Annotated in this window: 9 protein-coding genes; 5 read left to right on the top strand and 4 right to left on the bottom strand. The window is 59.0% G+C overall.

Features of this window, described 5'->3' with window-relative positions; genetic code table 11:
• Positions 1-65: 65 nt before the first annotated feature.
• The 4 genes from BB497_14290 to BB497_14305 form a co-directional block, all read right to left on the bottom strand.
• The gene (locus BB497_14290; protein ID AVI63794.1) at positions 66-1,181 is read right to left on the bottom strand and encodes an ABC transporter; all 1,116 of its coding nucleotides are present in this window, start codon (positions 1,179-1,181) and stop codon (positions 66-68) included.
• Positions 1,169-2,860 (bottom strand): alpha-glucosidase, encoded by a 1,692-nt coding sequence (locus tag BB497_14295; protein ID AVI63795.1) that lies wholly within the window; start codon positions 2,858-2,860, stop codon positions 1,169-1,171. The genes BB497_14290 and BB497_14295 overlap by 13 nt, the downstream gene beginning before the upstream one ends.
• Before the next feature lie 158 nt (positions 2,861-3,018).
• Positions 3,019-5,721 carry a helix-turn-helix transcriptional regulator gene (locus BB497_14300; protein AVI63796.1) on the bottom strand — a complete coding sequence of 901 codons (2,703 nt, stop codon included), beginning with the start codon at positions 5,719-5,721 and terminating at the stop codon, positions 3,019-3,021.
• Positions 5,722-5,828: 107 nt separating this feature from the next.
• The gene (locus BB497_14305) at positions 5,829-7,364 is read right to left on the bottom strand and encodes a porin (protein ID AVI63797.1); all 1,536 of its coding nucleotides are present in this window, start codon (positions 7,362-7,364) and stop codon (positions 5,829-5,831) included.
• Between the two features lie 402 nt (positions 7,365-7,766).
• Between BB497_14305 and BB497_14310 the strand changes: the two genes are divergently transcribed.
• The 5 genes from BB497_14310 (at position 7,767) to BB497_14330 (ending at position 13,734) form a co-directional block, all read left to right on the top strand.
• Positions 7,767-9,038: an ABC transporter substrate-binding protein gene (locus BB497_14310; GenBank protein AVI63798.1), complete on the top strand. Its 1,272-nt coding sequence runs from the start codon at positions 7,767-7,769 to the stop codon at positions 9,036-9,038.
• Between the two features lie 14 nt (positions 9,039-9,052).
• Positions 9,053-10,036, top strand: coding sequence for an ABC transporter permease (locus BB497_14315; GenBank protein ID AVI63799.1), 984 nt, complete (start codon positions 9,053-9,055; stop codon positions 10,034-10,036).
• Positions 10,036-10,878 (top strand): sugar ABC transporter permease, encoded by an 843-nt coding sequence (locus BB497_14320; GenBank protein ID AVI63800.1) that lies wholly within the window; start codon positions 10,036-10,038, stop codon positions 10,876-10,878. Before BB497_14315 ends, BB497_14320 begins: the two co-directional genes overlap by 1 nt.
• 66 nt (positions 10,879-10,944) lie before the next feature.
• Entirely contained in the window at positions 10,945-12,561 is a 1,617-nt protein-coding gene (locus BB497_14325) for an alpha-glucosidase (GenBank protein ID AVI63801.1), read from the top strand.
• A gap of 66 nt (positions 12,562-12,627) precedes the next feature.
• Positions 12,628-13,734 (top strand): ABC transporter, encoded by a 1,107-nt coding sequence (locus tag BB497_14330; protein AVI63802.1) that lies wholly within the window; start codon positions 12,628-12,630, stop codon positions 13,732-13,734.
• The last annotated feature ends 120 nt before the right edge of the window (positions 13,735-13,854 follow it).

Consider the following 13,854-nt stretch of genomic DNA (forward strand, 5'->3'; position numbering starts at 1 on the left):
AAGCACCCCGAGTCAAAATCCAGGGTGCTTTGTCGTGTTTAGTGTGTCGCGTTGCTTATAGCACGCTACTGGCTAACGCCGTCTACTTCAATTTGCCGAGGGCAAGCATTGCCCTGAGTATCAAACAGGTGGCAATGCTGGCCTGACAGCCCTAGGCGCACCGTTTGCCCCTCCTCCAGGTGGGTCAAACCATCTAAGCGCTGGGTTAGCGGCACGTCGATGGCTGCTACCCGCCAATGCGCCAGAGTTTCGTAACCCAGTTTCTCTGCCACCAGCAAGGTGGCATCTAATGTGGCTTCGGCTTGCTCGTTCTTCATAAAATCCTCTGCCCGCAGCCCAAGAGTGGCGCTATCACCTGCTTGCAGCTTTTGGCCATTTACCGCCACTGCCAGCGTTTCACCATTATGAAGTCGCACCACGGTTTGGCGCTCGCCGGGATCGACCACGGTGACCGGGAACGTATTGATACGCGGGGAGCCAATAAACTCCGCTACTTCCAGAGTATTGGGAAAGTGATACAGCGATAGCGGTGCGCCTACCTGGGCAATGCGCCCCTTGGAGAGCAGCACGATGCGATCCGCCAGGGTCATCGCCTCGATCTGATCATGGGTGACATAAATCATGGTGGCGTTTAAGCGCTTATGCAGCGCGGCGATCTGTACCCGCATATCCACGCGCAGCGCTGCATCGAGATTAGAGAGCGGCTCATCAAAGAGAAACACGGCAGGCTCTTTCACCAGCGTACGACCAATGGCCACCCGCTGGCGCTGGCCACCCGAGAGGTCTTTGGGCTTGCGCTCCAGAAGCTCTGTCAAATGCAGCATGTCAGCGGCGTGCTGCACGCGGCGGCGAATTTCCGCTTTGTCGGTACGCGCCAACTTCAGGCCAAACGCCATATTCTCGGCCACGCTCATATGGGGGTAGAGCGCGTAGGATTGGAACACCATGCCGATGTCCCTCTCCTGGGGCGGGATCTCGTTAATCCGCTGGCCATCTAACTGCATATCCCCTTCGGTAATATCCTCGAGCCCTGCAATCATGCGCAACAGCGTGGATTTACCGCAGCCGGAGGGGCCAACAAACACCACGAACTCGCCATCTTCAATGGTGAGGTCGATATCCCGTGAAATCTCAACGCCATCAAAGGATTTACCAATACCACTAAGGGTTAAACGTCCCATGGCGCATCCTCCTGTGTTTGCGGGCAGCGAGCAATGGCCACCCCAAAGGGCGGCAGCGTCAGCGTACCGGCCTGCCATTCACCGTTTAGCCACGCAGGCGCAGCGGCTACTGCTTCTGCGCTCTCGGGAACGGCGCGAGTGATAGGCTGGTCGCTAAAGTTGAGTGCTACCAACAAGCGCGTTTGTTGATAGGTGCGTTCAAAACAGAGCACGTCGTTGCGCACCGGGTGGTAACGCACATCACCTTTGACCAACGCGGGCTGGGTGCGGCGAAACGCTAAAAAAGCACGGTAGGCGTTTAGCAGCGAATCGGCATCCTGCTCTTGCTGATCCACCGCCAAGCTTGCGTGGGAATTGGGTACTGGTAGCCAAGGCGTTGCGCGGCTAAAGCCTGCATGGCGAGCATCTGCTTGCCAGGGGTGTGGGGTGCGGCAGCCATCACGGCCTTTATAGGCGGGCCAGAAGGTAATGCCGGCCGGGTCAACGAGCTGCTCAAAGGTGAGCTGTGCTTCCGGCAGGCCCAGCTCCTCCCCTTGATAGAGACATACGCTGCCCCGCTGGCTGAGCAGAAACACCATATACAGACGCAGCTTATCGAGCTGCCCTTCCGCCTGCCAGCGGGTTGCCAGCCGCGTCACGTCGTGGTTTCCCAGCGCCCAGCAGGGCCAGCCGTCGCCAATGCGCGCTTCCATTTCGGTGAGCGTTTCATGCAGGTAGCCGGGGTTGGCTTTATCGGTCAGCAGGTTAAACGAGTAGCACATGTGCAGGCGCTTGCCGCCCTGGGAGTACTCTGCCATTACGCCGAGGGCGTCGTCATCGCCTACTTCGCCCACGCTGGTGGTGCCAGGGTACTCATCCAGCAGCGCTCGCAGACGCTCTAGAAACACTAGGTTTTCCGGCTGGGTTTTATCGTATTGGTGAAGCTGATAGCCGTAGGGGTTGTCGGGGCGAACGCCCAGGAAGCTCTCGGTCATTTCCTGACGCGGCGGGTTATCTTTTAACTCACCGTGGGTGCAAAAATTCACCGCATCCAACCGAAAGCCATCCACGCCGCGCTCTAACCAAAAGCGCACTTCTTCCAGCATGGCGTCTACCACTGCTGGCGTGCGGAAATTCAGGTCCGGCTGGCTGGCCAGGAAATTATGCAGATAGTACTGGCAGCGGCGGGTATCCCACTGCCAAGCGCTGCCGCCAAACACCGACTGCCAGTTGGTCGGCGGCGCGCCGTCAGGCTTGGGGTCGGCCCACACGTACCAATCGGCTTTGGGGTTATCGCGGCTTTGGCGGCTCTCTTCAAACCAGGCGTGCTGGTCTGAGGAGTGGGACATCACCTGATCAATCGTCACCTTCAGCCCTCGCGCATGGGCCGCCTCGACGAGGCGGTCGAAGTCTTCCAACGTGCCGAACATCGGATCGACATCGCGGTAGTTGCTGATGTCGTAGCCAAAGTCTTTCATCGGTGAGGTGAAAAACGGCGAGAGCCAAATTGCATCGACGTTCAATGAGGCGATGTAGTCGAGCTTCTCAATCACTCCTTTTAAATCGCCAACCCCTTCCCCCGTGCCATCGCTATGGCTATCCATAAAGCTACGGGGATAAATCTGGTAGATCACGGCCCCGCGCCACCAGTCGGCCCCTTGGCTGCCAACGTAGTGAGAAGTAGACGGTGTCTGCATCATGGTGAGTCCTTATCTTTGTTATTGCCGACGGTTTTATAAACGACTGAGTATTACCGATAGAAGGCATGATGCAGGCTGCGGGGGGAGATAAAATCCTCCCCCGGGGGTGGTGCTAGGCGTAGACGCGAGGAGTAGTTGCTGAAGAACCATGGCTAGCCTCACTCCCCCTGTATATGTGCCAACAGCTGACCGGCCAGGGCAATCGCTTCATCCCGGCGGCGAATATTCTGCTTTTGGTAGAGGCTGCGGATGTGGGTTTTGATCGTGGTCGGTGCCACCGACAGCTGTTCGGCGATTTGCTCGTTAGAAAGCCCCGCGTGAATGAGCCCGAGAATTTGCCATTCGCGACGGGTCAGCGGTGACGTGCGGATCAGCTCGGGAACATCCGGCCTTGCCACGATATCGGCAATCACCGTTTCATCCAGCATCAGACGCCGAGCGCTGCCAAAATCCTTTTGTCGGCCTACCAGCGTCAACAGCCGCTCCGCCCTGGCCTGCTCTAAGGCAGGTAGTTCACCGCGGGCCATCAGCCCGGTTAGCAGCGCTCTTAACGGTTTACCCAAACGTAAAAAACTGCCGACCATGGCAGTACGTGACGCCAAGCTTAGCGCTTGCTGCAGATGATGGCGGGCCGCCTCCTCCCTGCCTTGGTGCCAGGCGGCGGCCGCTAAACACAGCTGATTGCGGTTAGCATCGGTCACTAAACCTAAACGCTGGGTGTGTACCTCAAGCGCCTCTAGCAACGTGCGGGCCTCATCAAAATGGCCCAACAGCGTTAACGCCCGGGCGTGGTTGCGCACATTGCACTGGGCAAAGTGGTTGGTGGCACCGTCGGTGATAGGGGCTGGCGCTTCCTGACGCCAGCGCTCCACTGCTTCTAGATCCTGGGTAGAGTGCCACCAGGAAAGCAGCGTGGCATGTGCATTAGCCACCCAGTCGATATGGTAATCGCCTTCAGCGAGGATTTTACGCAGCCGCCGAACATGGTCGGCACACTGAGCCTGGTCGCCTCGGCTTTGCGATACTTTCGCCAACTGGATATGGCACTGCAGCGTCCAACGCTCGCCTTGGTTATCCAGCACGGCAATGCCTTTTAAAGCGGCCTGCTCGGCTTCATCCAGGCGGTGCCACTCCCAGAGCACTTGGCTGCGAATCCGGTAGAGGAATTCCGCCACGGGCAGGTGCTCAAGCTCTGCACGCTCTAAGTGAGCGAAGGCACGCTCTTGAATATCGTAGGCAGCCTGCAAGCGCCCCTGAGCAACCAGGGTCTCTGACTGGTGGCAAAACGACCACAACAATCGCTGATGATCATTGCCCTGTCGGGCCTCTCGCTCCACTTCCCGCACCCGCAGCAACGACTCCTCCAAATGGCCTTGCACAAACCGCGCCTCGCTTAATATAGCGGTGGCCGTTAGTGGCGTTGAGGCTAAATAACGGGCAGGCATGGCCAAGGCCTGCTCGGCGAGCGGCGCGGCCCGCTCGGCATTACCTTGATTGATCGCCAGCTGGGCACGCAGAGTGGCAAATTCGGCATGCAGCCACTGCCACTCCGGGGCTTCCAGCTTTGACTCAATCCAACCAATCACCCGGGCGGTGGTATCAAACTGAAACTGAGCGTGGGACACCCAGCCATACAGCAACGCGAGCTCTGGTCGTTGTGAGAGCGAAAGCTCCCCTATCAGCCCCAGCCCCTGAGCCAAGAGCGCGTAGGCACCGCTTGCCAACAGCGCAGGCCCCTGCGACACCAGCAGGCTGGCCACATCCTCCGGCGCTTCGGCAAGAATGGCTTGGCGCAGCGCCATGACCGGGTCGTTGAGCGCCAGCCACGCCTGGCTGGCACGCCGGTGGAGCGTGCGCTGGGTCGCCAGGCTAAGCTCGTGACGTCGATGGCGCAGGTACTCACCAAACAATCGCTGAAAGCGGTACCACTGGGCGTGGGGGTCGGGGCGCTCAATAAACAGCCCCGCCTGCTCAAAAGCGTCAAACCGCTGGGTCAAACGCTCGCCTTCTAATAAGCGCGCCATTAGCTCCGGCGAGAAACGCTCAAGCACCCCCAGCTGCAGCATCAGCTCACGCTCATCTGACGGGAGCGCCTGGGCAAGCAGTTCATCAAACCAGGCGACGAAATCAGGGTGAGCACCATTTAAGCGCTCGACCAGCGCATCAAAGCCGGCGCGGGTCGTGGTGCGCTCCACCAGCCAGTTGAGCGCCATCACCCAACCGCCGCTGCGGCGTAGCGCGCGCTCCAGACTTACCCGTGTAGGTGGAAAGCTAAGCTGTTCGGCACACAGGGTGTGTGCCTCTTCACTGTCGAATGCCAGGCTATGCAGGTCGATCTCTTCCAGCTCACCGCGCAGCCGCAGGCTGGCAAGCCCCAGTGCCGGGCGTGACCGGCTGGCCAGCGTCAAGGTCAGCCAGGGCGGCTGATGGCGCAGCCAGTGGGCCAGCGCGGTGAGAATCTCGGGGTTGGCAAGATGCTCGAAGCCATCCACGACCAGTCGGCAAGGCGCGTGCTGTTCGGGTAGCTCCGTCAACCAGCGCTCCATGTGGGCAATGCATTCACTGTCATCCCCCGGCGTCAGCGTGACCAAAGGGGCCAACAGAGTGTCCATGGCCGCCTGCCAGTAGGCCAGAAAGCGGTGCGTCTGATTATCCTGCTCGTCCAGCCGCAGCCAGCTTGCCTGCTGCTCCAGGACGGGCAGCCGCTCGGCCAGCAGCGTGGTCTTGCCATAGCCCGGTGGCGCCTGAACCACCAGCAGGCGCACCTGCTCGTTCAACGCGAAGTGGTCGTTCAAACGCGGCCGCGCCACCGTACAGGGAGGTAGCGGCGGCGCCTTCAGTTTTTCCTTGAGCAGCAGCATCGGTGCCTCCCTGGGTCGAGTTTAACGAGCAAAAAGCCCGCGACGGAGCGCGGGCAATCGGCATTGGTGAAACAGGTAAGGAAACCTGCCAGGCATGGTGCGATGGGTTAGAACCAGATTTCGCTCTGCACGCCAAAGCTCCACTGGCCACCGGTAAAGCCATCGTTACCAAACGAGTCTTCCATCGTGTAGCCGTTCAGCTCGGCATCCCAGTCAGTATAGGAGGCGAACAGACGAATTTCAGGACGCTTCCAGAAGCCACCGACATCCGGCTTGAAAGTGGGCGCAATGGTCAGCTTGCCGAAATTGCCGCTGACGGCATTGCGGCCATTGAAGCCATTGGGATCCAGATCCATGTACTGGTAGCTACCCTCGTACTGCATCTCGAAGTTCTGGGTAATCTCGTTGGCCAGACGCACGTTCAGCGTGGCCCAGGAGTAGCTGTCGCCATCGGCAAACCGGTCGTCGCTGACCTCTGCCAGAATCGAGGGCGCAATGCGCCACTGCGGGGCAATGTAGGTGGTACCGTAGACCGCCAGGCGGGTCGCCGTGGCGTCGTCGGTCAGGTCGCCATTGCTACCCAGCCCTTTCACTTCCGCACCCAGCCCTTGGCCGTGCAGCAACGCCGCCTTGAAGTTACCCTCGCCCAGGCCAAAGAAGCTGTCGCCGTGGTACGCCACCATGGTATGCCAGCCACTGTCGGCAGCGGTCTGGCCTACGCCGATGTCGCGCTCGTCGTTGTCGGCGGCCGACATCACGTTCGCCATGACCTGCCAGTTACCGAAGTAGTTGTTGGAGGTCAGGATCAGGTTGTCGGTGTTGCTGCCATCGCCTTCCAGGCCGGGGTTTTCGCGGTTGATGACGTCAAAGTCACTGAAGCTACGGCCATACAGCGAGAAGTTGGACTTCCAGTTATCGGCCAGTTGAATATCGTAGATACCGCCACCGGTACCGGCCAGGAACACGACATCGCTGTCCAGCCAGTGGATATCGAAGTTATCCCGGTCGAAGCGCTTACCCGCCCAGATGGAGGCATTTTCGAAGGCCCCGGTGAAGCTGGGCAGGTCGCTGAACTCGGCATAGGCCTGACGGACGTTGAGGTTGGTATCGTCGCCGACCCAATCGTTGCTGGAGTTGGTGCCAGCGGCCAGCATGGTGGTGTAACGGGCGCGGGCGCCGTTATCGAACTGCATGCGGTAGTTGAGAATGGCTTCGGTGTAGGTATCGGGCTCGTTGCCCAGACGACCCACGGCACCGCCCAGGTTACCAGCTGGGGTCACGTAGGGGCCGCCATCGATGCTCTTGCGATCTTCGCCCAGCAGCAGGCCAGAGCGGGCGTAGACGTTGAACGAGAAGCCCTCTTCACCGCTGGCCTGGCGCTCTACTCGTGCCAAGCGCTCTTCGAGGTCGGCATCGGTGGTGGCGGCCGCTGGGGCGCTGGAAGGCGGTGGCGTGGCTCCCTGCTCGGCCAGATCGGCGCGGCGCTCTGCGGCGTCTGCGCGCTGTTCGGCCGCCGCGATGCGCGCCTCCAGCTCAGCAAAACGCTCTTCGAGGGACAGGTTGGCACTGGCCAAACCGCTCATGCCCAGGCTGGCAGCCGCCACCGCAATGGCCAACGGCGTCTTGAACGCTGTCTTGTGCATTGTATTAAATCCTATTGTTTTTAAACGCGAGGCTCTTGAAAAACGATTGTTTTTAAAGCGCTATTGTTTTGATCGTATTGCCTGCTCCAGGCACTGACTTTCCCTTCACGTACTTTCCCTTGAATGTTGCAAAGCAACTCATTTTTCGAGCCAGCAAGCAACAACCACTAAAACTTAATCGATTAAGTGTTAGTAAACCAACATGCTTTTGCTAATTATCGACCAATGTCTAACCTGCTATTTAGCCTTGGAAAAAACACCCAGCACGGGGTTAGACAAAAGTCGCTATTGAACTTCATGACAACAGACGGCTAACTGGCATCTCAACTTAATCGTTTAAGTTTGCGCTGTCAGCGCCTTGTGACTTCACTCCCATAACAATAAACGTCGAGGAATACCGTTATGAAAAAGACGCTTCTTTCATCTGCGATTGCCCTGGCCAGCCTGGCCAGCGCCAGCGGTGCGGTCCAGGCCGCCGATCTGACCATCTCCTGCGGAGCCGTGGGTGCAGAGCTGACCCTGTGCCAGGAGGGTGTCCGCGCCTGGGAAGAAAAAACCGGCCATCGGGTGGACGTCGTCTCTACGCCCAACTCATCTACCGAGCGCCTGTCACTCTACCAGCAGATTCTCTCGGCCAACTCCAGTGATATCGACGTCATGCAGATCGACGTGGTGTGGCCCGGTCTGCTGGCCAACCACCTGATCGATCTTCGCGAGGTATTGGGTGACGACGCAGACGAAGGCCACTTCGAAACGATCGTGGTCAACAACACCATCGATGACCGGCTGGTCGCCATGCCCTGGTTTACCGATGCAGGCGTGCTTTACTACCGGGAAGACCTGCTGGAAAAGCACGGTCATGACGTTCCGACCACCTGGCAGGCACTCACCGAAACGGCACGCGAGATTCAAGCGGCCGAACGTAACGAAGGCAACAGCCGCATGCAGGGCTTCGTGTTCCAAGGGCGCGCCTATGAAGGGCTGACCGTCAACGCGCTCGAGTGGGTTGCCAGCTTTGGTGGCGGCACCGTGGTCGATAACGACGGCGAAGTGACCATCAACAACGAGCGCGCCGCGCAGGCACTAGACCTTGCCGCCTCTTGGATTGGTGATATTTCCCCAGAAGGCGTGCTGAACTATACCGAAGAGGAAGCCCGCGGGGTTTTCCAGGGCGGTAACGCGGTGTTCATGCGCAACTGGCCCTACGCCTGGGCCCTGGCCCAAAGCGATGACAGCGACGTACGCGGCAAGGTGGGTGTGGTCCAACTGCCGGCCGGTGGTGATGAAGGGCAAAGTGCTGCTGGCCTGGGCGGCTGGAACCTGGCGGTCTCTCGCTATAGCGACAACCCCGAACTGGCCGCTGATCTGGTGGCCTTCCTGACCGGCGAGGAAGAGCAGAAGCGCCGCGCCATTCAGGCGTCCTACAACCCCACCCTGGATGCGCTCTACCAGGACGAGGAAGTGCTGGAAGCGGTGCCCTTCTTCGGCACACTCTACGACACGTTCACCAATGCCGTCGCGCGCCCGTCTGCGCCTACCGGTGATGCCTATGGCCGCGTCAGCAACGCCTTTTTCAGCACCACTCATGACGTGCTTTCCGGCAGCAAGGATGGCGCTCAGGGCGTTGCCGATCTGGAAGGCGAACTGCTGCGCCTGAAGCGTCGTAACTGGTAATTGCGGAGACTCCCATGCCGAGCACTTCTCACCACGACGCGCCCTCCGGGGCGCGTTCCATAGCGCCCCCAAGGCGCCAGCGCGGCACCAAGGTGCGCCGTCAACGGGTCAAGGCGGCCTGGCTGTTCCTGGCCCCCATGCTGATCGCCCTGACCCTGGTGGCTGGCTGGCCGCTCCTGCGCACGTTCTTTTTGAGCTTTACCGATGCATCGCTATCGGACCTGGGCGCGGCCAACCTGATCGGTTTCGAAAACTATCTGGTCTATGAGGACGGTCGCTGGTTCGGCGTACTGGCCGACCCCATCTGGTGGCGCTCGGTCTGGAACACGGTCTACTTCTCGGTGGTATCCGTGTCACTGGAAGTCATCTTCGGCGTTATCGTGGCGCTGATCCTGAATGCCGAATTCAAGGGCCGGGTGATCGTTCGGGCGGCGGTGCTGATCCCCTGGGCCATTCCGACCATCGTCTCTGCCCAGATGTGGGCATGGATGCTCAACGACCAGTTCGGCATCATCAATCATATGTTGATGGCCGTCGGCATCATCGACAACCCGATTGCCTGGACCGCCAGCGCCACCTACTCCATGTGGGCGGTCATCATGGTGGACGTATGGAAAACCATTCCCTTTGTCGCGCTGCTGGTACTGGCCGCGCTGCAGATGCTGCCCAAGGATTGCTACGAAGCCGCCGAAGTGGACGGCATTCATCCGGTACGCGTGTTCTTCAAGGTCACGCTGCCACTGATCACACCCGCGCTGATGGTGGCGGTGATCTTCCGCCTGCTGGATGCGCTGCGCGTGTTCGACGTGATTTACGTACTGACCTCCAACTCCACCAGCACGATGTCGATGTCAGTATACGCCCGCCAGCAGCTGGTCGAGTTTCAGGATGTCGGTTACGGCAGCGCCGCCTCCACGCTGCTGTTCCTGATCATTGCGCTGGCCACCATTGCCTACCTCTATCTGGGCCGCAACAAAATCCAACTGGGAGGTGACTGATGACCACTCGTCAGCTAGCTAAAATAGCCAAACGCGTCGGTTTCTGGGCACTGATTGCGCTCATCATGGTATACGCGGTCTTCCCCTTCTACTACGCTGTGATCACCTCGATCAAACCCTCCAGCGACCTGTTTCGCGTGGAACTGTGGCCCTCCGACTGGAACATGAACAACTACGTTCAAATTTTCAGCCAGACCAGCTTCCTGCGCGCCATCTTCAACTCGATCATTATCGCCTTCAGCGTGGTGTTCATTGCGCTGCTGCTGGGCATTACCGCGTCCTATGCGCTTGGACGAGTGCGTTTTCGCGGCCGCTCCACGGTACTGCTGGTGATCCTCGGGGTTTCCATGTTCCCCCAGGTGGCGGTGCTGTCGGGGCTCTTCGAGGTCATTCGCGCGCTGAACCTTTACAACAACCCGGCGGGCCTGATTCTCAGCTACACCATCTTCACCCTGCCGTTCACCGTCTGGGTGCTGACCACCTTCATGAAACAGCTGCCCATGGAACTGGAAGAGGCCGCGATCATGGATGGTGCCACCCCCTGGGTCACCATCACCAAAGTGTTTTTACCGCTGATGTGGCCCGCCATGGCCACCACCGGACTGCTGGCTTTCATTGCCGCCTGGAACGAGTTCCTGTTCGCACTGACCTTCACGCTCACCGATGCACAGCGCACGGTACCGGTTGCCATCGCGCTGCTGTCTGGCGGTAGTGCCTATGAGCTGCCCTGGGGGCCGATCATGGCGGCTTCTGTGGTAGTCACCGTACCGCTGGTGATTTTGGTGATTATTTTCCAGCGCCGCATTGTGTCGGGCCTGACCGCGGGTGCCGTCAAAGGCTAGTCCACGCGACAAATCTATTGATGAGCTGATGTTGATTCTTCAGCCACTGTTTTTAAGGAACAAATAATGCAAGACAAAATGATGTGGTGGCGCGGCGGCGTTATTTATCAAATCTACCCGCGCAGCTTTCTGGATAGCCGTGGCGACGGCGTTGGCGACCTGAACGGCATCACCGAGAAGCTGGACTACGTGGCATCACTCAACGTGGACGGCATCTGGCTCTCGCCCTTCTTTACCTCGCCGATGCTCGACTTTGGCTATGACGTTAGCAATTACTGCGACGTGGACCCGATGTTTGGCACGCTGGATGATTTCAAAGCGCTACTGAAAAAAGCTCATTCGCTAGGCCTGAAAGTGATGATTGATCAGGTGATCAGCCACACGTCCGATCAGCACCCCTGGTTTAAAGAGAGCCGCCAGGATCGTACCAATCCGAAAGCAGACTGGTTTGTATGGGCAGACCCGAAACCCGATGGCACACCGCCCAACAACTGGCTGTCGATTTTTGGCGGCTCCGCGTGGACCTTTGACTCCCGCCGCCAGCAGTACTACCTGCACAACTTCCTGACCAGCCAGCCGGACGTGAACTTCCACAATCTGGAAGCGCGTCAGGCGCAGCTCGACAACATGCGATTCTGGCTGGATTTGGGCGTCGACGGCTTCCGCTTGGATACGGTCAACTTCTACTTCCACGATGCCGAGCTGCGGGATAACCCGCCAGTACCGAAAGGCGAAGCTAAAACCCTGGGCGCACCAGAAGCGAACCCTTACACTTGGCAGCGCCACGTCTACGATCTCAGCCGCCCAGAGAACCTGGACTTCCTCAAAGACCTGCGCGCGCTGATGGATGAGTATCCCGGCACCACCACCGTGGGCGAAATAGGTGATGACAACCCGCTGGAGCGCATGGCGGAGTACACCGCCGGCGGCGATAAGCTGCACATGGCGTACACCTTCGATTTGCTCAACATGCCCCACTCCGCCAGCTACCTGCGCGAAGTGATTGAGCGCTTCCAACGTTTGGCGGGAGACGCCTGGCCCTGCTGGGCTACCTCCAACCACGACGTGGTGCGCAGCGCCACTCGCTGGGGCTCCGAAGAAGACCCCCACGCCTACCCGAAAGTCATGCTCGCTATGCTGTTCTCGCTGCGCGGTAGCGTGTGCCTTTATCAGGGCGAAGAGCTGGGCCTGCCGGAAGCCGATGTACCCTTTGAACGCATTCAAGACCCCTACGGCAAAGTGCTATGGCCTGAGTTTAAAGGCCGTGACGGCTGCCGCACGCCCATGCCGTGGACCGACGGCGACCAGGGCGGCTTCTCCCCAGTAGAGCCGTGGCTGCCGATGGAAACCCGCCATTTGGATTTGGCCGTTAGCCGCCAGCAAGACGACCCGAATGCCACACTCAATACCGTGCGTGCTCTGCTGGCGTTTCGCAGTAGCCACCCAGCGTTGTTTGATGGTGACTTAACGCTGGTGGATGTGGGTGAGGAACTACTTGGTTTCACCCGTCAAAAAGGCGACGAGACGCTACTGTGTGTCTTCAACCTGACAGGGCAAGAGCAGCACACTACGCTGCCGGTTAACGTTGCCAGCGACCACTCGGTTGCCAACTTTACCGCTGCGCGAGATGGCAGCAAGCTCACCCTGCCTGCGTATCAAGCCGCCTTTATGCAGGTCGCCTAAAGCCGCCCATAATAGTTAATAACGATAGCCGGCCCGCGACGCTCTTGAGGCCGGTAAGGAGTTTCCATGGCAAGTGTTACGCTTGAAAAGGTCAACAAAGTATTTGGCCGAGATCACATTATTAAAGACGTCGATCTCTCCATTGGCGACGGCGAATTTGTAGTATTTGTCGGCCCTTCCGGCTGCGGTAAATCGACTCTGCTGCGCCTGATTGCCGGACTGGAATCCATCAGCGACGGCGATCTCAACATTGGCGGCACCGTGGTCAATGATTTACCGCCACGAGAACGCGGCGTGGGGATGGTATTTCAGTCCTACGCGCTCTACCCGCACATGACTGTTTACGACAACATGGCGTTTGGCCTGAAGCTGGCCAAGACCAACAAAGAGACGGTGCATGAACGGGTAATGAGCACAGCGAAGATCCTTCAGCTAGAAGAGCTCTTACACCGTAAGCCCAAAGCGCTCTCTGGTGGCCAGCGCCAGCGGGTGGCCATGGGCCGCGCCATGGCCCGCGAGCCGCGTATTTTGCTATTTGATGAGCCACTCTCTAACCTGGATGCCTCGCTACGGGTGCAAATGCGTAACGAAATCGCCCGCCTGCATAACCGCCTTGGCTCTACCATGATTTACGTCACCCACGATCAGGTAGAAGCCATGACGCTGGCAGATAAAATCGTCGTACTTAACCGCGGCCATGTGGAGCAAGTGGGCAGCCCTCACGAGCTGTACCAACGCCCAGCCACGAAGTTTGTCGCTGGCTTTATTGGCTCACCCACCATGAACTTCTTACCCGCAAAACTACTCAGCGGCGCCGCTGACGGCTGCCGAGTTAACGTTGCAGGATTAGGTGACGTGACCCTGCCCCAAGCGGGCGACGGCTACGCGCAAGGCAGCTCGCTAACGCTTGGCGTGCGGCCCGAGCATCTGCGTTTGGAAGCGCCGCAGGGAGATAACTGCTTTGATATCGTTAACGTCGAATACCTGGGCAACGAAGTGTACGTTTATCTGGAGCCAAAAGAGGGCACAACGCTGCTGATCCACCGCAGCGAAGCGCCCAGCCAGTGGAAAGAGGGTCAGCAGGTATCACTGGTGCCAGATACCGCGCACGTGCATCTCTTTGACGAGAACGGTGCTGCGCTGATGCTCTCAGACGCTCGCTCAGCCGCTTAACTCGTCACAGAACGACCCATTACGGCCTTGGCGGTGAAGACAACCTTTCATGTGAGGGTAGTCGGCATACCACCAAGGCCGTTATTCTTGTGCGGGACCATTCAATAATTAGCCTGCGCT

It is taken from the genome of Halomonas sp. GFAJ-1 (assembly GCA_002966495.1).
Classification (GTDB): Bacteria; Pseudomonadota; Gammaproteobacteria; order Pseudomonadales; family Halomonadaceae; genus Vreelandella.